An 18,083-nucleotide genomic window follows, 5' to 3' on the forward strand; every position below is an offset into this window, starting at 1 on the left:
CCTGTAGATGGGAATGCCCCGATCCGACTTGAACAGACGCTTTTGCATGGCGGGAATGCATTTATTGCATTGCAACATAAATCTCTGGTAACAGGTCTCGACCCTAAACTCGGTTGCGGCCATTTTTATTTGCCTTGCACCAAAGAAAGGGCGGATTAACCATTAATCGTCACAAAGAATGGTGGTTTGGACGCTGACCGCGTCTTGAGTTGGGTGGGTGGACGTGGCGAATAGTCTTTTGCTTCTGGCCGAGGCGGTTCTTTATTTCGGTGTCATGGCAGCGTTGTTTCGCCTGCGCGCCCGCGTCGGCCTCGGCCTGTTCGTCTGCGCGCTCGGCGTCATGCATTTCCTTGAGACCTATCTCGCCAGCGTCTTCTACATCGAATTGCCCTTCGGCATGGTTTCGCCCGGCTCCACCGTGATGTTCTCCGGCAAGCTGGTGATGCTCCTGCTTCTCTACATGAAGGAGGACGCCGCCACCGTCAGGCAGCCGATCTACGGCCTTCTCGTCGGCAATTTCCTGATGGTCGGCCTTGGCCTCATCCTGCGCCAGCATCAGGTGGTCGATCTCCCCAACGGCCAGTCGCCCGACATCGGTTTCCTCGACGAGATGGGCTGGCTGATGGTCTGGGGCACGACGCTGCTCTATATCGACGCCATCGCCATCATCCTGCTTTACGAGCGGCTCGGGCGCAGCCTGGGCCAGCATCTGTTCGCGCGCATCGCCGTCAGCGTCTGCCTCGTGCTCACCTTCGATCAGCTCGGCTTCTATTCCGTGCTGCACATCGTCACCGGCGCGCCGCCCTCGGTGCTGGTTGGCGGCTGGATCGCCAAGATGGGCGCCGGCCTCGTCTTCAGCGCCATGACGGTCGGCTATCTCCGCTGGTTCGAGCGGCCGAGCCTGCGCCCCCAGCGCGGTCTGTCGGACGTTTTCGAGACGCTGACCTATCGCGAGCGCTACGAAAAACTGGTCGAATTCGCCGGGCGCGACAGCCTCACCGGCCTTCTTCACCGCGGCCGCTTCGAGACCATGGGCGAGCAGGCCGTGACGGTGAGCGTCAAGACCGGCACGCCGCTGACGCTGCTGATCGTCGATGTCGATCACTTCAAATCCATCAATGACCGCTTCGGCCATGCCGAGGGCGACCGCGTGCTTAAATGGATCGCCGAAAACCTGACCGGCGCGGTGCGCGTGCAGGATCATGTCTTCCGCATCGGCGGCGAGGAGTTCGCCATCCTGTGCCCGCTGCCGCACAATGTCGCCCGCCTGCTTGGCGAAAACATCCGCCAGTCGATCCGCGCCGCAAGCGAAACGGGTCCCGTCAGCCTCACCGTCAGCATCGGGGTTGCGACGGTCGATGCCGGCAAGACGAGCCTTGGTGAACTCTTCGCAGTGGCCGACAAGCGCCTCTACATGGCCAAGGATGCCGGCCGTGACAGGGTGATGGGTGATGTTGCCGAAGAGGCGATGCCCACCGGCGTGCGTGCGCCTTCGGCCGGGTCGGCGGCGGGGTAGGGCGTCCGTTGCTGGTGCGAGGGGCGTCATTTTCGTGCTCGGCGCATAACCCCCCTCTCCGTCTCGGCTTCGCCGAGCCACCTCTCCCCCGCTTCGCAGGGGCGAGGAACCCAAGTCCTGAAGTGTTGCGGCCTCCCAGAACCCAGGTTCCTCGCCCCATGAAATGGGGAGAGGTGGCTCGGCGAAGCCGAGACGGAGAGGGGCCTTAATCCAAACCAAAACGGCCGCGATTCTCATCGCGGCCGTTTGCATGTCTTGCGTCGAACTACGCCGACAGGTTCTTGATCAGCGGCAGCTTGCGGATGGTCTTGCCGGTCGCGGCGCGCAGCGCATTGCCGACCGCCGGGCCGATCGGCGGCACACCGGGCTCGCCGACGCCGGTCGGCGGCTCGGTCGAGGGCACGATGTGAACCTCGATGCGCGGCATCTGGTCGATGCGCAGCGGCGTGTAGGTGTCGTAGTTCTCCTGGTCGACGACGCCACCCGTCAGCGTCAGCTCTTCCTGCAGGATCGCGCCGAGCCCGAAGCCGATGCCGCCTTCCATCTGGGCGCGGATCTGGTCCGGATTGATCGCGGTGCCGCAGTCGACGGCGCAGACGACGCGGTCGACGGTGAAGTCGCTGCCGCCCTTGTAGGTGATCTCCACCACCTCGGCGACGAAGGTCGAGAAGCTTTCATGAAGCGCCACGCCACGGAAGCGGCCTTCCGGCAGCGGCTTGTCCCATTCGGCCTTCTCGGCGGCCAGTTTCAGCACGGCGGCATGGCGCGGATGATCGCCCAGCATCGACAGGCGGAACTCGATCGGGTCGCGGTTGGCAGCGGCGGCGAGTTCGTCGATGAAGGTTTCCATGACATAGGCGGTATGGGTCGAGCCGACCGAACGCCACCACAGCACCGGGATGTTCACATCCGTCGTCGTCAGTTCGACCTTCATATTCGGTATCGTGTAGGGCAGGTTCGATGCGCCCTCGACCGAGGTGGCGTCGACGCCGTCCTTGATCATCGCGGCCATGGGCGAACCGCCCAGGATCGACTGGCCGACGATGTGGTCGTGCATGGCAACGATCTTGCCGTCCTTGTCGAGACCGGCCTTGATGGCATGGACATAGGCCGGACGGTAGCGCCCGCCGCGCATGTCGTTTTCGCGCGTCCACTGCACCTTCACCGGTTTGCCGGGGCCGAGTGCCTTTGCGGTCGCGACTGCCTCGACCACGAGGTCGGCATCCGAGACCGCACGGCGGCCGAAGCTGCCGCCGGTCTTCATCACATGCAGCTTCACCTTGTCGGGCGTCGTGCCGCCGACCTGCGCTGCGGCAGCCTGATAGATGTCGGGCATCTGGTGGCCGCCCCAGACGTCGATCGTGCCGTCCTCATTGACGCGGGCGACCGCGTTGAGCGGCTCGATCGAGGCGTGGACGAGATAGGGGAATTCGTAATGCCCCTCGATCACCTTGGCCGCACTTGCCAACGCACCCGCCACGTCGCCGTCATTGCGGGCGGTGGCTTTTCCCGGGCCGTCGGCCGTCTTGTTGTATTCGGCCATGATCTCGGCAGTGCCGCGGTTCTCGGCCTTGGCCTCGTTCCACTTCACCTCGACCAGATCGCGGCCCTTCATCGCGGTCCACATATTGGTGCCGACCACGGCGATGCCGCGCGGCGTCTGCACCACATCGACGACGCCGTCGAGCGCCTTGGCCTTGGCGGCGTCGAAGCTCTCGACCTCGGCACCGAATTTCGGCGGATGGATCATCACGGCCGTCACCAGCCCATCCATCTTCAGGTCGATCGTGTAGGTCTGGGTGCCGTTGGTCTTGCCGTGCGAATCGTAGCGCTTGAGGCTGTCCGAGCCGATCTGGGTCCATTTTTCACGCGGCTTCAGTTCGACGACTTCGGGGACCGGCAAGGCAGCTGCCGCCTGCGCCAGTTCGCCGAAGGTGGCGCGCTTGTCGGTGCCGTGCGAGACGACACCGCCGGCGACGGTAATTTCACCCGCCGGCACGTTCCAGTTCTTGGCGGCAGCCGCCACCAGCATGGTCCGAGCTGCAGCGCCCGCCTTGCGGTAGCGCTCCCATGACGAAGTCATGGAGGTGGAGCCGCCGGTGCCCTGCATGGCCCCGCCCCAGGCGAGGTTGCCGTAGAGCGCGGTGTTGCCGGCGCCGCCGATGACATCGACCTGCGCCCAGTCGCCGTCGAGCTCTTCCATCACCAGCGTGGCGATGCCGAAGTAAGAACCTTGCCCCATCTCGAACTGCGAGGAGTGGATGATGATCTTGTTGTCTGGCGTGACCTCGACATAGGCCTGGAACGGATTGGCCGCTGCAGCGGCGGGTGCCGATTGCGCGAGTGCCGGCTCAGTGGCGAGCAGCCGGTAGCCGACGGCGAGACCGGCAGCTGCCGCCGTGCCGATGAGGAACTGGCGGCGCGTCGTCTGAACGGCTTCTTTCTTCATACGAAATTGCAACATGGTCATGCCTCCAGCCGGTGCGCGGCTTCGTGGATCGCGGCGCGGATGCGGTGATAGGTGGCGCAGCGGCAGAGATTGCCGCTCATCGCCGAATCGATGTCGTCGTCGGTGGGTTTTGGCGTCTCGGCCAGAAGGGCGGTGGCCGACATGATCTGGCCGGACTGGCAATAGCCGCATTGCGGCACGTCCATCTCGGCCCATACGGCCTGGACGGTCTCGCCGACCTTGCCGGACACGCCTTCGATGGTGGTGATCGAGGCGCCTTCGATGTCGCTGACGCTGGTCTGGCACGAGCGCGTCGCGGTGCCGTCGATATGGATCGTGCAGGCGCCGCATTGGGCCATGCCGCAGCCGAATTTCGTTCCCGTCAGCCCGATGACGTCGCGGAGCGCCCAGAGCAGAGGCATGTCCGGATCGACGTCGAGCGTTTTGGCTTCACCATTGAGTGTGAAAGCGACCATGGCTTGCTCTCCTTATGTTTGAGCTGGCTATCGCGTAGCATTTTCGCCGGTGGGGGAACCGGCGTTATTCGAATTGGGTTGCAACGCCCAACTTATGGCCACGCCGTCACGCCAACAAGCGTTCACGCGCCCAATCGCGAGATCGTGAAGTGAGGCGTCAAAGAACACGGAAAATGTGATCGGCGCCGGCGGCCGGCGCGCTACTGCCCGTTCACCAGCCGCAGGATGAGCTGGTGGACATTGCCGCCATCGCTCATTTCGACGCGGTCGAAATCGCGGCTGTGCTGGCGTTGCGCCTGCGAAGCGGCCGCCAGCAGCTTCGTCAGCTCGATCCTGATCTTCTTGCAGCCGGGGTCGTTGGGTGCGGAAAAACCGACGCTGAAGGCGACGATCTCCGTCACCATGTCCTTGATGCGCTGGCCATGCACCAGCTCGTGCCTGCGCAGGCCCCCGGCGAAGACGTCCCAGTGCTCCTTCATGGGGCTTGAGAGCTTTGCGGCCGGTTTGGGCAATGTGTAGGTGATCACGAGGTTTGGCTGCGCCGATGCCAGCATGCAGCTGCCGTCGCTTTGCGGACGGTAATCCCTGCGCCAGGTCAGCTTGAAATTGGTAAGGGCAATGGTGCGCCCGACACTGACCTTGGGGCCGTTCTGGCCGATCGATTCATAGAGCTCAGGCCCGGTCTTGCCCGTGACGGCGTAGGTCTGCACCTTTTCGACCGCCTTCCAGTCGGCGCGAGCAAGGGTCGGCAATGCGGCGAGGCCTGCTGCCAGCAAGCAAAAACGGAAAGCTGTCGTCACGCGAATCCCCGCAGTCGAACTTCATTGCGCGACATGCTCTAACATATAGGGAATTGGGGAACAGCCTGATTTCCGGAACCCGCAAGATCGGGGTGACAGCGCCGGCCGGCTGAGACGGAAGAGACTATCTGAGATCGGCGGACGTCAATATGTGCCGGTTCTTGCGATCGCGGGCATAGGCCTTCTGAGCGGCCTCGTAAACGGAAGTACGGGCCTCGTCGAAAGCCGCAAGAAGCTCGCTTTCGGTGGCCGCTGCCGCCGGCGGGAAAAATGCGCCTGCTTCCATGAAGAAGGCAATCTCGGCCATGCCGTCATAGCCGCTGAAGCGGATGCGCCGGGCGGTGTCGTCATAGCTCCGGCTGCGGTTGGGAAATTGCAATGCCATGGCAATGGACCCTAAAGTAATCGGCTGTTCTCAACGAGCTGCCGCATGCGCCGCAGCGTGCCGTCGCTGTCGGCTCTCTTGCGTCTGGCTGCCGCGTCCTTTTCGTAACGCTTCCACTGCTCGGCCGACATTCTCTGTCCCGGCTCCGGCAGTTTCGTCAGAAACCTCGTTTTCATGACGGGCATCTTCACGACAGGTATCGCGTTCACATCAGGCATCGTTGTCTTTCTTTCGTTGAGGCGAAGCAGTCGAAGGGAACCGAACTTTCGCGACACTCACATCTTGTGCGGCTTGCGCAGGAGATCGCTGGTGGCAGCCTTGACCTGCGAGCCGGATGACGTTTCCACCTTCGCCGTCACTTTTTCCTTCTTGGGCTTCCTGGCTTCACGATTACTGCGTTGCTGTTTCGCCATGGCGAAAATCTCCTTTCATTGCACGGGCTCCTGCGAAACCGGAGCGGCTTCGCATGCCTCGATGCTGTCTTCCGTCGTCACGCGCTCGTAACGCTCTTCGTCGTTGCGAATGCGGTATTGAGGCGAATTGTTTCTTTCCGGCAGAGTGCCGGTAATGCGGTAGACCTCCGCAGTCGTCGGTGACAGGCCAAGCCCACCCTTGAGGCGAACCAGCTGGTCGATAACGAAACGATGGTTAGACATGTTCGAGCCCGTTCTTTGTCAGCCGCACGCCAAGCGCATGCGGGTAGCGTTCAGGTTTGTTCCTTGTCCTGGCGCAATGCAGCGTCGCATTCGGCGGGATTCGATCGGCAGCCAAGCGGCTCGAACGGCCGGCTGACCCCGCGGCGCGAAAGGCGCCGAGAAGTGCACGATTGAATGCCTGGTGCATGTCGAGGCCATTGGTCTGCCCTCGCAAAGAAAAACCCGCGCGGCGATCATTATCGCCGGCTTATATCTATCGGAAATCTGGAAGAGATTGGCGCGCCGAAGATCTTTGCGCCCGCAAAAGCCAAACCTGGCCCAAAAAATCGATGTAATTTTCTTAGTTGTCAATTGAGGTTTAATTGCGGCTTTACATGCCTCAATCTGGTTTCGACTTTTCCAGGATTCAAAATATTTGCGAAGTTTTCCATCAATATTTGACGGGGAAATCGCTGGACGAACTTTCCGTCGGGTGGAAAAGTTTGATGCGTTTTGGCGTCGTTGTTTCGAAGCATCCTGTCCGATGCCGCGCTGCCCCTCATCCCGCTGCCGCGACCTTCTCCCCGTATAGTGACGGGGAGAAGGAGGCTGGCCGCAACGTTGGCGCCCCCTCTCCCCGTTCTTACGGGGAGAGGGTAAGGGTGAGGGGCGGCGCCAGCCTTTTTCCAGACGAACGCCTACCCCACATCCAACACGATCTTGCCGATATGCTCGCCTTCCTCCATGCGCTCATGGGCGCGCCAGGCGTCGGTCAGTGGAAAGATCATGTCCATCACCGGGGCGACGCGGCGGCTGGCGAGAAGCGGCCAGACCTGTGCTTCAAGCCCGGCTGCAATCTGCGCCTTCACCTCGATCGGCCGGGGCCGCATAGTCGAGCCGGTATGAGTGAGCCGCTTGACCATCAGCTTGGAGAAGTCGGTGCTCGCCACCGCTCCACCCTGCGTCGCGATCTGGACTATGCGGCCTTCGATTGCCGCTGCACTGTAGTTACGGGCGACATAGTCGCCGCCGACCATGTCGAGGATGACATTTGCGCCGCGCCCCTCGGTCGCTTCCTTGACCGCTTCAACAAAATCCTCCTCGCGGTAGTTCACGGCGCGGTCGGCGCCGAGCTTCAGGCATGCCTCGCATTTCTCGGCGCTGCCGGCGGTGGTGATGACATAGGCGCCAAAGGCCGAGGCAAGCTGGATCGCCGTAGTGCCGATGCCCGAGGAGCCACCATGGACCAGCAGCGTCTCGCCGGCCTTCAGCCCGCCGCGCTCGAACACATTGTGCCAGACGGTGAAGAAGGTTTCGGGCACGGCGGCCGCTTCCGAGAAGGTGAAGCCGGCCGGCACCGGCAGCGTGTTGGTTTCGTGAACCTTGGCGTATTCGGCATAGCCGCCGCCGGGCGTCAGCGCGCAGACGCGGTCGCCGACGCGCCAGCGCGTCACGCCCTCGCCAAGGGCCGCCACTTCGCCCGCCACTTCGAGGCCGGGCAGGTCGGAGGCGCCGGGCGGCGGCGGATAGGCGCCCTTGCGCTGCTGCACGTCGGGCCGGTTGACGCCGGCAGCCTTGACGCGGATCAGGATTTCGCCGGCTTCCGGCCTGGGCACGTCGCGCCTTTCGGGTTTCAGCACCAGCGGGCCGCCGGGCGTCGAGATCGCCACCGCCGTCATCTTGTCCGGAATTGCCGCCTTGTTCGCCATTTTTGTCTCCCTTCCCACCGGTGTGGTGTCGGCCTACGTTCTTGCCCGTCCTTATGGAGCGTGTCGCCACGACAGGCAAATGCGCAAACCGTCGAACCGAGGCTTCCAATTCGTCACGGCTGCCCTAAGCTCTTGTTCCGACGTATGATCCTGCCCGAAGAAGTCGGGCTTTCGGATCAAGCAACAGGGAGATGCAATCATGGCGATCTTCGAGGACGAGCCGAAAAAGCCGGCGAGCGCGCATGTGCTCGGGCAGGATCTTTCGCTGCTGTCGGTGTCGGACCTGTCGGAGCGAATCAGTCTGCTTCAGGCCGAGATAGTGCGGCTGGAGGCAGAGCTGAAGACGAAGGATGCCACCAAGAATGCAGCGGAGGCACTGTTTCGGCTGAAATAGTCGAAAGATGTCGTAAGCACGCCGTGGAAAAACCCGATTATCGGTATTTTCAGGTGGCGGAAAGCAAAGCCGGGGAGACGCATGTTCGCAGCCTACAGACCGATCCTCTCGCTCCTGCGCGGCACGGCGTTTCTTCTGGCGGCATCGGGGCTTCACGGCCTGCTCCTGCCGTTGCGCGGCCAGGAAGAAGGTTTTTCCACCGCCGCCCTCGGCCTCATGGGCACGGCCTGGGCCGGCGGGTTCGTCGCCGGCTGCTTCTTTGCGCCACGTCTCGTCCGACGGGCGGGGCATGTGCGGGCCTTCGGGGCTTTTGCCGCATCGGGCGCGATCGTCGCACTGCTCACCGGGCTGATGATCGACGAGTATATCTGGATCCTGCTGCGCGCCTTCACCGGCTTCACCATGGCCGGCGCCTTCATGGTCATCGAAAGCTGGCTCAACGAAAAAGCCACCAACGAGAATCGCGGCACCGTCTTCGGCCTCTACATGATGGTCACCTATGCCTCGATCATGGCCGGCCAGATGATCGTCGCCTTCGGCGACGTGAAATCGGCCTCGCTGTTCATGGTCGCCGGCATCTTCTTCTGCCTGTCCTTGATCCCGACCGCGGTTTCGACCGCGTCGACGCCGCAGCCCTTGCAGGATGTCTCGCTCGACCTGAAAGGGCTCTACGCCAACTCGCCGGTGTCCTGCGTCGGCTGTTTCCTCACCGGCGTCGCCAATGGCGCCTGGGGCACGCTGGGTGCGGTCTATGGCGCGCGAATCGGCATTTCGACACCCGAGATCGCGCTGATGATGAGCATTGTCGTGGTTGCGGGTGCTGCGATGCAGCTGCCGATGGGCCGCATTTCCGACAAGACCGACCGGCGTTTCGTGCTGGCGGCGGCGGGCTTCGCGTGTGCGATCGTCGGCGTGCTGATTTTCCTGACCGGGCCACGCTCGGGCGTATTGGTCATCACCATGACGGCTGCCTACGGCGCTTTCGCCTACACGCTCTATTCGTTGGCGGTGGCGCATGCCAACGACCACGCCAAGCCGGAGGATTTCGTCAAGGTGTCGGGCGGCCTGCTGCTGCTCTACGGCTTCGGCACGATGATCGGCCCGATCATCGGCGCCGCTTTGATGGGCTATCTCACCCCGGAAAGCCTGTTCCTGGCGACAGCGCTCGCGCATTTCTCGCTCGCCGGCTACACGCTGCTGCGCATCAGCCGCCGCGCGCCTGTGCCGGTGGAGGATCGCGAGGCCTTCAAGACGCTGCCGTCCGAGCGCGGCGTGACTCCGGAAGCCGGCAGGCTCGATCCGCGCACGCCGCCAGAACCAGCAGAATAACAAGGCGGTTGAGATTGGCGGCGGATTGCCGCACAAATAGGGAATGATCCTTTCCGATGCGTTCCTGGCCATTGCGGATCCCAACCGGCGTCACCTCCTGGAGGAGTTGCGGCGCGGCCCCAAGACGGTTGGCGAACTGGCTTCGGGATTGCCCGTCTCCCGCCCCGCCGTCTCGCAACATCTGAAAGTCCTGCTCGATGCCGGCCTGGTCAACGCAACGGCCGAAGGCACAAGGCGGGTCTACGCCGTCAGCGCCGGTGGCTTCCTCCAGCTCAATGTCTGGCTCGACCAATTCTGGGAAACTTGACGCGCGATGTGCCACCGCTTCGGCCTTAGTGGATATCGGGCTGTGAATAGCGGGGAAATCTCAGCCCTGGATCGTCACGGTTCCGACGCATGAAGCGTCTTTCGGAGGCTCCAGAGAAACAGAGCGGCCGTGCTTCCATCTGGTCGCAGGCCGCTCTGGATTTCTGACAGGGATAAAAAAACCTACTGACCCGGCGGCTAACCGCACCGCCGGCGGAAGAACGCGCAGAGCGCGCGTCTATGCAAAACTGATTTTAGTGGGTGGTCGGGTTTGCCTTCAGTTTTTCAATCTCGTCCTTGAGTGCCAGCTTGCGCCGCTTCAGATTCACGATTTCGAGGTCGTCCACCGATGGATGGTTCAGCGCTGTGTCGATTTCGCGCTCGATGTCGCCGTGCTTCCGCTGCAACTCTTCAAGATGGTTGGCAAGAGACATGATTGGAGCTCCCTTTCATGGTTTCCTCGATTGCACGCCACACACGGTTCCTCCGCAGGTCCCGCTCTGTGACGGCACGATGACAGTCTGCCACCAGATAGCCTGGATGTCGAATGTGGCGTGGTAGCATTTCCTGAAAGATTGAAATGTGGTATGGGCTTCGCGCCGGGGGGAATTGCACGTCCGGCCTTGCCTCTGGGTGCTTTCGGGCACCCGAAATTTTGCAGACGGTGGACATGTCAGATCAGGAACAGACCGAGATTCGTCTCGAGTTTGCAAAGCTAAAGCAGGAGCACGCCGATTTCGACGCGGCGATCAACGCGATGATTGCGATGGCTTGTGATCCGCTGCAGATTCAGCGCATGAAAAAGAAGAAGCTGCTGCTGAAAGACCGGCTGTCGCAGCTGGAAGACAAAATGATTCCCGACATCATCGCCTAGCGGCAGCGCAGTCGTTTCTCATTCGCCAAGGCTTCTTGCGGGACGCCGTTCATTTCGCTAATCGGCTGGCAGCAATTTTCTATCGTGCCTGTTTCCAGCAAAGCAGAGGCCAGAGATTTGAGCACAGTGCGCGCCGACGTCGCCATCATCATGGGAAGCCAGTCCGACTGGGCAACCATGCGCCACGCCGCCGAGACGCTGGAAGCGCTCGGCATTGCGCATGACACGCGCATCGTGTCGGCCCATCGCACGCCGCAGCGGCTCTACGATTTCGCCAGGGGCGCAAAGGCGGAAGGTTTCAAGATCGTGATTGCAGGCGCTGGAGGTGCAGCGCATCTTCCCGGCATGACGGCTGCTTTGACGTCGCTGCCGGTGTTCGGCGTGCCGGTCGAATCGAAGGCGCTGTCGGGACAGGACTCGCTTCTGTCGATCGTGCAGATGCCGGCCGGCATACCGGTCGGAACGCTGGCCATCGGCAAGTCCGGCGCGGTCAATGCAGCCCTGCTGGCCGCTGCCGTGCTCGCGCTTGGCGATGACAAGCTCGCGGAGCGCCTGGATGCCTGGCGCGCCGAGCAGACCGCCAAGGTCGCGGACCATCCCATGGACGAGGCATGAGCGGACCTCTGCCCGCCGGCTCGACGATCGGCATTATCGGTGGCGGCCAGCTCGGCCGCATGCTGGCGATGGCTGCCGCCCGCCTTGGCTATCGCACGGTGATCCTTGAGCCGCAGGCCGATTGCCCGGCATCGCAGGTGGCCAACAGCCAGATCGTCGCTGCCTATGATGACAGCTCAGCCCTTGCCGAGCTTGCCCGCACAAGTGCTGTCGTAACCTACGAGTTCGAAAACGTGCCGGTGTCCGCTGCCGAGTTTCTTGCGCGCTCGGTCCCGGTCTACCCGCCGGCGCGTGCCCTCGAGGTCTCGCAGGACCGCGTCGTGGAAAAGAGCTTTCTCAACGGCATCGGCATTCCAACCGCCGATTTTCGCGCCATCGACAGTGACGAAGATCTTGGCGCTGCGCTGGGTGCCTTCGGCGGCGCCGGCGTGCTGAAAACCCGCCGCATGGGCTATGACGGCAAGGGCCAGCGCCTGTTCCGCAATGCCGCACCGGAAGTCGCCGACGGCGCTTACACCGCCATGGGCGGCGTGCCGCTGATCCTGGAAGCGTTTGTGAGTTTCGACCGCGAGGTTTCCGTTATCGCCGCGCGCGGTCGTGACGGTGCGCTTTCGGCATACGACCCCGCCGAGAATGTCCACAGCAGTGGCATCCTGCACAGCTCAACCGTGCCGGCGACGATTTCGCCACAGACCGCCCGGAGTGCCACAGAAGCTGCCTTCGCCATTCTCGAAGCGCTCGACTATGTCGGCGTCATCGGCGTCGAATTCTTCGTGCTTCCAAACGGCTCGCTGCTCGTCAACGAGATCGCGCCGCGCGTCCACAATTCCGGCCACTGGACGGAAGCAGCCTGCGCCAATTCGCAGTTCGAGCAGCATATCCGCGCGATTGCCGGGCTGCCGCTCGGTTCTGCCGCACGGCATTCGGATTGCGTGATGGAAAACCTCATCGGCGACGAGGTCGAGCGCGCTGAGAGCCTGCTCGCCGAGCCGGAAGTGGTGTTGCACCTCTACGGCAAGGCGGAAGCCCGCCCCGGCCGCAAGATGGGTCATTTCACGCGATTGATGCGCTAAATTTGCCGGACTGGTGCATGCCGGAGGTTGACATCGGCAAACCATCTCGTCTAAGAGCCAGCTACAAATTTGAGGCGCGCTGTTGGCGCGCTTTTTGATTAGGCCTTCGGGCCGCATTCGACAGGCAAGACCATGAAGATCAAGAACTCGCTCAAGGCCCTGAAAGGCCGCCACCGCGACAACCAGCTGGTTCGCCGCAAGGGCCGCGTCTATATCATCAACAAGACCGCCCCGCGTTACAAGGCTCGCCAGGGCTGATTGGCCGACCCCCGGAAGCAAGGCTTTTCGGGGATGATCGGTTTAAGGCTCAGGCCTTCACGCGAAATTCAGTTTGACGTTCCGATGCGAGGGGATAGATTCTCTCGCATGCGGAACGTTTTTGCGTTTTTTCTTACCTTTGCTCTGGCCGGTGCCTTCGTGCCGGTGGTTCACGCACAGCAGACCGGACCGGCGACAAGCACGCAGGTTGTCGCAAAGCCCGATCGGCTCGACGCGCTGTTCGGCGAGTTGAAGCGCGAGCGCAACGAGCGCGCCGCACAGCGTATCGCCCAGCGTATCCGCGAGGAATGGAACAGGTCCGGCAGCGCCTCCATCGACCTGATGATGCAGTGGTCGCAAAAGGCGATGGAAGAGCAGAAGTTCGACATCGCGCTCGATTTCCTCGATCAGGTCGTCACGCTCGATCCCTCATATTCCGAAGGCTGGAACCGCCGCGCGACGGTGCATTTCATGATGCAGAACTTCGGCAAGTCGATGTCTGACATCAACCAGACCTTGCGGCTGGAGCCGCGGCATTTCGGGGCGCTGGCCGGCATGGCGCAGATCATGAAGGAGCGGGGCAACAAGCAGCTGGCGCTCAACGCCTGGCAGCGCGTGCTCGATATCTATCCGATGATGCGCAGCGCCCAGAACGAGGTTTCCACCCTTTCGGAAGAGCTGGCCGGTGAAGGCATCTGATGCATCGGCCCGCCGGTGATGCTGATTTTCAGGTACCCGTTTTCCACGCCGCCCGTCGAACAATCCTGAAATGAACCTGCTCTACGCCGCCGCTGCCTTTCTGCTTGCGCTTCTCTTGATAATGGTCGGCGTCACGCGCGTGGGCTCGTGGCTGATCGAGCGCCGAAACCCGCCGGTGGGAAGTTTTGTCGACATCGACGGCGCGCGCATCCATTACGTCCATGTGCCGGGGCCAGAGAAACCGGACCTGCCGCCAATCGTCTTCATTCATGGTGCCAGCGCCAATCTGAACGATCAGATGGTGCCGCTGCGGCCGTTGCTCGAAGGGCGTGCCGAAATGCTGTTTTTCGACCGGCCCGGCCATGGCTGGTCGAGCCGAGGGTCGGGAAACAACGAGAGCCCGAGCGCGCAGGCCGATACGATCGCAAAGCTGATAGACCGGCTCGGCATCAAAGACGCTATCATCGTCGGCCATTCCTTCGGCGGTGCCGCCACCACGGCACTCGGCCTCGAACACCCGGACAAGGTGCGGGGCTTGGTGTTTCTGTCGGCGGCGACCCATCCCTGGCCGGGTGGAGCAACGTCCTGGTACTACAGCCTGACATCGGTTCCGGTGATCGGCCGGCTGTTTGCCGAAACCGTCACCACGCCAGCCGGGCTGATGCAGCTCAATGGTGCCACGACCTGCGTCTTCGCACCCAACAAGGTGCCGGACGATTATGTGAAAAGGGCGTCGATCCCGCTGGTGCTGCGTCCGAGCGCCTTCCGCGCCAATGCCATCGATGTCGAGGGCCTCTATCGCTACGCCCTGGCCACCGCACCGCGCTACAGGGAGATCAAGGCGCCGACGGTCGTGATCTCGGGCGATCGCGATACGGTGGTTTACGAGGAAATCCATTCCGTCGGGCTCGCCCGCGACATTCCGAATTCGGAACTCGTATGGGTCCACAATCTCGGCCACAAGCCTGACTGGATCGCTCCTGATCTGGTGGTTGCAGCTATCGAAAAGCTTGCGGGGAAGCCTGTCGATGTGCAGGTCGCGGCGCGGGCTGTGGAGGCACGCATCGCCGGCGACGCCTATGGCGCCGGCTGCATCGATGAGACGGTTCTGGACAGTGAGCTCGCGCCGGAGTAACCGGCGCGCCCACAGGGTCAGCGAGTGGCGCTCAAGCGCCGCCGCGGCCCTCGGCGCCGATATAGGCGATGCGCAGCATGTTGGTCGCGCCCGGCGTGCGCAGCGGCACGCCTGCCGTGATGATGACGCGGTCGCCCGGCCGGCCGAAATTTTCCTCGAAGGCGATGCGGCATGCGCGATCGACCATGTCGTCGAGATCGAAGGCATCTTCGGTGACGACGCAATGCGTGCCCCACACCAGCGAAAGCCGGCGCGCGGTTTCGACCACTGGCGAAAGAGCAATGATCGGCACTTGCGGCCGTTCACGCGCGGCGCGCAGGCCGGTCGTGCCGGAGGCCGTGTAGGTGATGATTGCCGAAAGCTTCAGCGTTTCTGCGATCTGGCGCGAGGCCAGCGAAATGGCGTCGGCTCCCGTCGCTTCGGGCTCGGAGCGCTGGGCGTTGATGATGCCGGGATAGGTGGGGTCCTGCTCGACCCGCTCGGCGATGCGGTTCATCATCGACACGGCTTCGACTGGATATTCGCCCGCCGCGGATTCGGCTGACAGCATGATTGCATCGGCGCCTTCGAACACGGCGATCGATACGTCGGACACTTCGGCGCGGGTCGGGACGGGGGCTGAGATCATCGATTCCAGCATCTGGGTGGCGACGACCACCGGCTTGCCGGCGCGGCGGGCTGCGCGCGTGATCTGCTTCTGGATGCCGGGCACGGATTCGAGCGGCATTTCCACGCCGAGGTCGCCACGCGCCACCATCAGCGCGTCTGAAAGCTCAATGATCTCGGCCAGCCGTGCCACGGCCTGCGGCTTTTCGATCTTCGACATCAGGAGAGCGCGGCCGCGAGCGATCTTGCGTGCCTCGGCAAGATCCTCGGGCCGCTGGATAAAGGACAGCGCGACCCAGTCGACCCCGGTCGCCAGGACGGCGTCGAGATCGGCACGATCCTTCTCGGTCAGTGCGCCGACCGGCAGTTCGGTGTCGGGCAGGCTGACGCCCTTGCGGTCGGAGATGCCTTTGCCGGCAATCACCGTGCAGACGATGGACTTTCCATCGCATTTGACGGCCTTCAGTTCCAGCTTGCCGTCGTCGATCAGCAGGCGGTGCCCGGGCTGGACCGAAGCAAGAATCTCAGGGTGAGGCAGGTGGACGCGCTTGGCGTCGCCCGGTGCGGGATTGTCGTCGAGCGTGAACTCCTGGCCGAGCTCAAGCGTTTCCTTGCCGTTGGCGAATTTGCCGACGCGCAGCTTCGGACCCTGCAGGTCGGCCAGAATGCCGATCGGCCGGCCGAGTTCGGTCTCTACCGCGCGAATGCGGCGGACAAGTTCGCGCATGAGCGGGTGGTCGGTGTGGCTCATATTGATGCGGAAGACATCCGCGCCGGCCTCGAAAAGCTTTCGGATCATCTCCTCGGAAGAGGAGGCCGGTCCGATCGTTGCGAGGATTTTTACCTTGCGGCTACGTCTCATGGAGAATTCGTTCCCGTGACGGCTGCAGCGCCGCCCGTTGCGGGCTCGTCGGTCAGCTGGACCATCCAGCTTGCCTGCTCGCCCGTGTCATATTCCTGGAAGCCCGCGCGCTGGAACCCGCGGGCGACGCAATCGGTCACGCCCGCGATCTTGAATTCCTTTTCGGCGACGCACATGTTGATCGGACCGTCCCAGCGCCCACCGCGCTCGGCGTCTTCTGCATAAAGATAGTAAAACCGTGATGACAAAGGACCCTCGATCAGGGTCTTGCAGGTCGAACCTTCGATATGCCACCAGCCTTCGGTGACCCAGCCGGCCTTGGCGCGATAGCCGATGCCGACGCCGATCAGGCTCTGCGTGGCGTTGCAGACCCGGAAATCGGCGCGCGCATCGCTTGCGGTGGCAATTGAAAATACCGGGATGGCGAGGAAAAGAAGCAGCGCGGTCCATGCAGAACGCATGCGCGATGCCCCGGCGAAATCCATCCTCGAACCCCTCTTGTCTGCTGTCAGCATTGTTGGATGCCCCTTTTCGGAAAAGTCCGTGCGCATGTCAACGCGCCCAAGCACGTCAATCCAATCGATTTAAGTGGCTTCATGTCGCATCCTTGATCGCTCTCGCATGATTTCTGCCAGAACATTGACCAAACAACGACATTGCACCCAGCCTAACTTCATGAAATGACGGGCCTATCCCCATCAACACCGGCAGACGGGACGTTTGCAAGCCCATGACGCGATCCGCAGTTTTTGCCCCCTATGAAAACATCGAGGGAGACCGCAAACGCGGCATAGTCCTGCTTGGGGACCATGCGAAACGTGCTTTGCCGGATGAATATGGCGATCTTGGCCTGCCGCCGGCCGAATTCCAGCGTCACATCGCCTATGACATCGGCGTCGAGCAGGTCACGCGCAAGCTGGCGGCCCTTCTCGGCGCGCCGGCGGTGCTGGCGAATTTCTCGCGGCTGCTGATCGATCCCAATCGCGGCGAGGATGACCCGACGCTGATTCGCCAGCTCTATGACGGCACCGTCGTGCCCGGAAACTATCCGATGACGCCGGAGGAGCGGGAACGCCGGCTCGATAATTATTACCGGCCCTATCATGATGCCGTCGGCGCCATGGTTTCCTCCGTCGCGCGGGAATCCGGCAAGGCGCCTTTCCTGTTTTCAGTGCATTCCTTCACGCCGGTGATGCAAGGGTACGTCCGGCCATGGCATGTCGGCCTGCTGTGGGATCGCGACGACCGTGCCGTGCGCCCGCTGATCGAGCTTCTGGCCGAGGATGGTACCCTGACCGTCGGCGACAACGAGCCTTATGATGGCGCGCTGCGCGGCGACACAATGTTCAAGCACGCCATCGTCAACGGCTATGCCCATGCGCTGATCGAGATCCGCCAGGACCTGATCGCCGACGATGCGACTGCCGAGGATTGGGCAATCCGGCTCGCGCCTATCGTTGACGCGGTCAATGCGCGCCCCGATATACATGAGGTCAAGCTATTCGGCTCGCGCACGGGGCCAGTATGAAGGAGCCTTCCATGACCGATCTCAGCGAAGACCAGAAACGCGATTTCGAGGCGGCCGCCTTCCGCCGGCTGGTCGAACATCTGCGCGAGCGTGGCGATGTCCAGAACATCGACCTGATGAACCTGGCCGGTTTCTGCCGCAACTGCCTGTCCAATTGGTATCGCGAGGCGGCCGAGGCGGACGGGGTGGCGCTTTCGAAGGACGCATCGCGCGAAATCGTCTACGGCATGCCCTATGCCGAATGGCAGGCGCTGCACCAGACCGAGGCCTCTGAAGCCAAGAAGGCCGAATTCGAGGCGCGTCGGCCGAAAGACCACTAGATCGCGTGCGTCCATTCGGACGCACGAAGGACGATCCAGCACTTGGAATGAGCATCGGAAATTCCGAAACCGGATTCCACTTTTCGGTCCGATGCTCTGACGTTCAACTTTGGC

The 18,083-nt window shown here is 62.6% G+C and carries 23 protein-coding genes; 12 read left to right on the plus strand and 11 right to left on the minus strand.

Annotated features, from left to right (window positions below):
- Positions 1–223: 223 nt before the first annotated feature.
- Positions 224–1,516, plus strand: coding sequence for a GGDEF domain-containing protein (locus tag WBQ96_RS10860; RefSeq protein ID WP_336549850.1), 1,293 nt, complete (start codon positions 224–226; stop codon positions 1,514–1,516).
- Between the two features lie 265 nt (positions 1,517–1,781).
- Here WBQ96_RS10860 and WBQ96_RS10865 read toward each other — a convergent pair whose 3' ends face one another.
- The 8 genes from WBQ96_RS10865 to WBQ96_RS10900 all read right to left on the minus strand — a co-directional run bounded on the left by WBQ96_RS10865 (position 1,782) and on the right by WBQ96_RS10900 (position 7,940).
- The gene (locus WBQ96_RS10865; protein ID WP_336549848.1) at positions 1,782–3,980 is read right to left on the minus strand and encodes a xanthine dehydrogenase family protein molybdopterin-binding subunit; all 2,199 of its coding nucleotides are present in this window, start codon (positions 3,978–3,980) and stop codon (positions 1,782–1,784) included.
- A gap of 2 nt (positions 3,981–3,982) precedes the next feature.
- Complete coding sequence (locus WBQ96_RS10870; RefSeq protein WP_336549846.1) at positions 3,983–4,441, minus strand: (2Fe-2S)-binding protein; 459 nt, start codon at positions 4,439–4,441, stop codon at positions 3,983–3,985.
- A gap of 200 nt (positions 4,442–4,641) precedes the next feature.
- Positions 4,642–5,241 (minus strand): DUF922 domain-containing Zn-dependent protease, encoded by a 600-nt coding sequence (locus WBQ96_RS10875; RefSeq protein WP_336549845.1) that lies wholly within the window; start codon positions 5,239–5,241, stop codon positions 4,642–4,644.
- Positions 5,242–5,365: 124 nt separating this feature from the next.
- Positions 5,366–5,626 carry a DUF1488 family protein gene (locus WBQ96_RS10880; RefSeq protein ID WP_165118426.1) on the minus strand — a complete coding sequence of 87 codons (261 nt, stop codon included), beginning with the start codon at positions 5,624–5,626 and terminating at the stop codon, positions 5,366–5,368.
- 11 nt (positions 5,627–5,637) lie between these two features.
- Positions 5,638–5,844 (minus strand): hypothetical protein, encoded by a 207-nt coding sequence (locus tag WBQ96_RS10885; RefSeq protein WP_165118428.1) that lies wholly within the window; start codon positions 5,842–5,844, stop codon positions 5,638–5,640.
- Positions 5,845–5,901: 57 nt separating this feature from the next.
- Positions 5,902–6,039 carry a hypothetical protein gene (locus tag WBQ96_RS10890; protein WP_336549841.1) on the minus strand — a complete coding sequence of 46 codons (138 nt, stop codon included), beginning with the start codon at positions 6,037–6,039 and terminating at the stop codon, positions 5,902–5,904.
- A 15-nt stretch (positions 6,040–6,054) separates the two neighbouring features.
- A complete protein-coding gene (locus WBQ96_RS10895; protein ID WP_336549839.1) occupies positions 6,055–6,282 on the minus strand; it encodes a hypothetical protein in 228 nt (75 codons plus the stop codon).
- A gap of 677 nt (positions 6,283–6,959) precedes the next feature.
- On the minus strand, positions 6,960–7,940 hold the full coding sequence (locus WBQ96_RS10900; RefSeq protein WP_442920819.1) for an NAD(P)H-quinone oxidoreductase: 981 nt from the start codon (positions 7,938–7,940) through the stop codon (positions 6,960–6,962).
- 229 nt (positions 7,941–8,169) lie between these two features.
- Here WBQ96_RS10900 and WBQ96_RS10905 point away from each other — a divergent pair, with 229 nt between their 5' ends.
- The 3 genes from WBQ96_RS10905 (at position 8,170) to WBQ96_RS10915 (ending at position 10,000) form a co-directional block, all read left to right on the plus strand.
- Positions 8,170–8,364, plus strand: coding sequence for a DUF1192 family protein (locus WBQ96_RS10905; protein ID WP_165118438.1), 195 nt, complete (start codon positions 8,170–8,172; stop codon positions 8,362–8,364).
- Between the two features lie 81 nt (positions 8,365–8,445).
- Positions 8,446–9,693, plus strand: coding sequence for an MFS transporter (locus WBQ96_RS10910; protein ID WP_165118440.1), 1,248 nt, complete (start codon positions 8,446–8,448; stop codon positions 9,691–9,693).
- A 43-nt stretch (positions 9,694–9,736) separates the two neighbouring features.
- Positions 9,737–10,000: an ArsR/SmtB family transcription factor gene (locus WBQ96_RS10915; RefSeq protein ID WP_336549835.1), complete on the plus strand. Its 264-nt coding sequence runs from the start codon at positions 9,737–9,739 to the stop codon at positions 9,998–10,000.
- A 253-nt stretch (positions 10,001–10,253) separates the two neighbouring features.
- Here WBQ96_RS10915 and WBQ96_RS10920 read toward each other — a convergent pair whose 3' ends face one another.
- A complete protein-coding gene (locus WBQ96_RS10920; protein ID WP_091909384.1) occupies positions 10,254–10,433 on the minus strand; it encodes a YdcH family protein in 180 nt (59 codons plus the stop codon).
- 236 nt (positions 10,434–10,669) lie between these two features.
- Here WBQ96_RS10920 and WBQ96_RS10925 point away from each other — a divergent pair, with 236 nt between their 5' ends.
- The 6 genes from WBQ96_RS10925 (at position 10,670) to WBQ96_RS10950 (ending at position 14,653) form a co-directional block, all read left to right on the plus strand.
- Positions 10,670–10,873 (plus strand): YdcH family protein, encoded by a 204-nt coding sequence (locus WBQ96_RS10925; protein ID WP_165118442.1) that lies wholly within the window; start codon positions 10,670–10,672, stop codon positions 10,871–10,873.
- 150 nt (positions 10,874–11,023) lie between these two features.
- Entirely contained in the window at positions 11,024–11,488 is a 465-nt protein-coding gene (purE, locus tag WBQ96_RS10930; RefSeq protein WP_442920818.1) for a 5-(carboxyamino)imidazole ribonucleotide mutase, read from the plus strand.
- Positions 11,485–12,561 carry a 5-(carboxyamino)imidazole ribonucleotide synthase gene (locus tag WBQ96_RS10935; RefSeq protein WP_336549828.1) on the plus strand — a complete coding sequence of 359 codons (1,077 nt, stop codon included), beginning with the start codon at positions 11,485–11,487 and terminating at the stop codon, positions 12,559–12,561. Before purE ends, WBQ96_RS10935 begins: the two co-directional genes overlap by 4 nt.
- A gap of 132 nt (positions 12,562–12,693) precedes the next feature.
- Complete coding sequence (gene ykgO / locus WBQ96_RS10940) at positions 12,694–12,819, plus strand: type B 50S ribosomal protein L36 (RefSeq protein ID WP_047568381.1); 126 nt, start codon at positions 12,694–12,696, stop codon at positions 12,817–12,819.
- Positions 12,820–12,927: 108 nt separating this feature from the next.
- Positions 12,928–13,518 (plus strand): tetratricopeptide repeat protein, encoded by a 591-nt coding sequence (locus WBQ96_RS10945; protein WP_165118448.1) that lies wholly within the window; start codon positions 12,928–12,930, stop codon positions 13,516–13,518.
- Positions 13,519–13,588: 70 nt separating this feature from the next.
- Positions 13,589–14,653 carry an alpha/beta fold hydrolase gene (locus WBQ96_RS10950; protein WP_336549822.1) on the plus strand — a complete coding sequence of 355 codons (1,065 nt, stop codon included), beginning with the start codon at positions 13,589–13,591 and terminating at the stop codon, positions 14,651–14,653.
- A 31-nt stretch (positions 14,654–14,684) separates the two neighbouring features.
- Here the strand turns inward: WBQ96_RS10950 and pyk are convergent, their stop codons facing one another.
- Positions 14,685–16,121 (minus strand): pyruvate kinase, encoded by a 1,437-nt coding sequence (pyk, locus tag WBQ96_RS10955; RefSeq protein WP_091909401.1) that lies wholly within the window; start codon positions 16,119–16,121, stop codon positions 14,685–14,687.
- Positions 16,118–16,672 carry a DUF1036 domain-containing protein gene (locus WBQ96_RS10960; RefSeq protein WP_165118452.1) on the minus strand — a complete coding sequence of 185 codons (555 nt, stop codon included), beginning with the start codon at positions 16,670–16,672 and terminating at the stop codon, positions 16,118–16,120. Before WBQ96_RS10960 ends, pyk begins: the two co-directional genes overlap by 4 nt.
- A 179-nt stretch (positions 16,673–16,851) precedes the next feature.
- Here WBQ96_RS10960 and WBQ96_RS10965 point away from each other — a divergent pair, with 179 nt between their 5' ends.
- On the plus strand, positions 16,852–17,649 hold the full coding sequence (locus tag WBQ96_RS10965; protein WP_336549818.1) for an N-formylglutamate amidohydrolase: 798 nt from the start codon (positions 16,852–16,854) through the stop codon (positions 17,647–17,649).
- An 11-nt stretch (positions 17,650–17,660) separates the two neighbouring features.
- Positions 17,661–17,969 carry a DUF1244 domain-containing protein gene (locus WBQ96_RS10970; RefSeq protein WP_165118456.1) on the plus strand — a complete coding sequence of 103 codons (309 nt, stop codon included), beginning with the start codon at positions 17,661–17,663 and terminating at the stop codon, positions 17,967–17,969.
- The last annotated feature ends 114 nt before the right edge of the window (positions 17,970–18,083 follow it).

The organism is Mesorhizobium sp. CCNWLY176, from assembly GCF_037153935.1.
In the GTDB taxonomy this organism is placed as follows: domain Bacteria; phylum Pseudomonadota; class Alphaproteobacteria; order Rhizobiales; family Rhizobiaceae; genus Mesorhizobium_M; species Mesorhizobium_M zhangyense.

What these genes read in the sequence shown, in the direction of transcription:
- WBQ96_RS10865 (WP_336549848.1), bottom strand. Translation starts at nt 3,980, where the DNA reads ATGTTGCAATTTCGTATGAAGAAAGAAGCCGTTCAGACGACGCGCCGC.
- WBQ96_RS10870 (WP_336549846.1), bottom strand. Translation starts at nt 4,441, where the DNA reads ATGGTCGCTTTCACACTCAATGGTGAAGCCAAAACGCTCGACGTCGAT.
- WBQ96_RS10880 (WP_165118426.1), bottom strand. Translation starts at nt 5,626, where the DNA reads ATGGCATTGCAATTTCCCAACCGCAGCCGGAGCTATGACGACACCGCC.
- WBQ96_RS10885 (WP_165118428.1), bottom strand. Translation starts at nt 5,844, where the DNA reads ATGCCTGATGTGAACGCGATACCTGTCGTGAAGATGCCCGTCATGAAA.
- WBQ96_RS10890 (WP_336549841.1), bottom strand. Translation starts at nt 6,039, where the DNA reads ATGGCGAAACAGCAACGCAGTAATCGTGAAGCCAGGAAGCCCAAGAAG.
- WBQ96_RS10895 (WP_336549839.1), bottom strand. Translation starts at nt 6,282, where the DNA reads ATGTCTAACCATCGTTTCGTTATCGACCAGCTGGTTCGCCTCAAGGGT.
- WBQ96_RS10900 (WP_442920819.1), bottom strand. Translation starts at nt 7,940, where the DNA reads ATGACGGCGGTGGCGATCTCGACGCCCGGCGGCCCGCTGGTGCTGAAA.
- WBQ96_RS10905 (WP_165118438.1), top strand. Translation starts at nt 8,170, where the DNA reads ATGGCGATCTTCGAGGACGAGCCGAAAAAGCCGGCGAGCGCGCATGTG.
- WBQ96_RS10910 (WP_165118440.1), top strand. Translation starts at nt 8,446, where the DNA reads ATGTTCGCAGCCTACAGACCGATCCTCTCGCTCCTGCGCGGCACGGCG.
- WBQ96_RS10915 (WP_336549835.1), top strand. Translation starts at nt 9,737, where the DNA reads ATGATCCTTTCCGATGCGTTCCTGGCCATTGCGGATCCCAACCGGCGT.
- WBQ96_RS10920 (WP_091909384.1), bottom strand. Translation starts at nt 10,433, where the DNA reads ATGTCTCTTGCCAACCATCTTGAAGAGTTGCAGCGGAAGCACGGCGAC.
- WBQ96_RS10925 (WP_165118442.1), top strand. Translation starts at nt 10,670, where the DNA reads ATGTCAGATCAGGAACAGACCGAGATTCGTCTCGAGTTTGCAAAGCTA.
- purE (WP_442920818.1), top strand. Translation starts at nt 11,024, where the DNA reads ATGGGAAGCCAGTCCGACTGGGCAACCATGCGCCACGCCGCCGAGACG.
- WBQ96_RS10935 (WP_336549828.1), top strand. Translation starts at nt 11,485, where the DNA reads ATGAGCGGACCTCTGCCCGCCGGCTCGACGATCGGCATTATCGGTGGC.
- ykgO (WP_047568381.1), top strand. Translation starts at nt 12,694, where the DNA reads ATGAAGATCAAGAACTCGCTCAAGGCCCTGAAAGGCCGCCACCGCGAC.
- WBQ96_RS10945 (WP_165118448.1), top strand. Translation starts at nt 12,928, where the DNA reads ATGCGGAACGTTTTTGCGTTTTTTCTTACCTTTGCTCTGGCCGGTGCC.
- WBQ96_RS10950 (WP_336549822.1), top strand. Translation starts at nt 13,589, where the DNA reads ATGAACCTGCTCTACGCCGCCGCTGCCTTTCTGCTTGCGCTTCTCTTG.
- pyk (WP_091909401.1), bottom strand. Translation starts at nt 16,121, where the DNA reads ATGAGACGTAGCCGCAAGGTAAAAATCCTCGCAACGATCGGACCGGCC.
- WBQ96_RS10960 (WP_165118452.1), bottom strand. Translation starts at nt 16,672, where the DNA reads ATGCGCACGGACTTTTCCGAAAAGGGGCATCCAACAATGCTGACAGCA.
- WBQ96_RS10965 (WP_336549818.1), top strand. Translation starts at nt 16,852, where the DNA reads ATGACGCGATCCGCAGTTTTTGCCCCCTATGAAAACATCGAGGGAGAC.
- WBQ96_RS10970 (WP_165118456.1), top strand. Translation starts at nt 17,661, where the DNA reads ATGACCGATCTCAGCGAAGACCAGAAACGCGATTTCGAGGCGGCCGCC.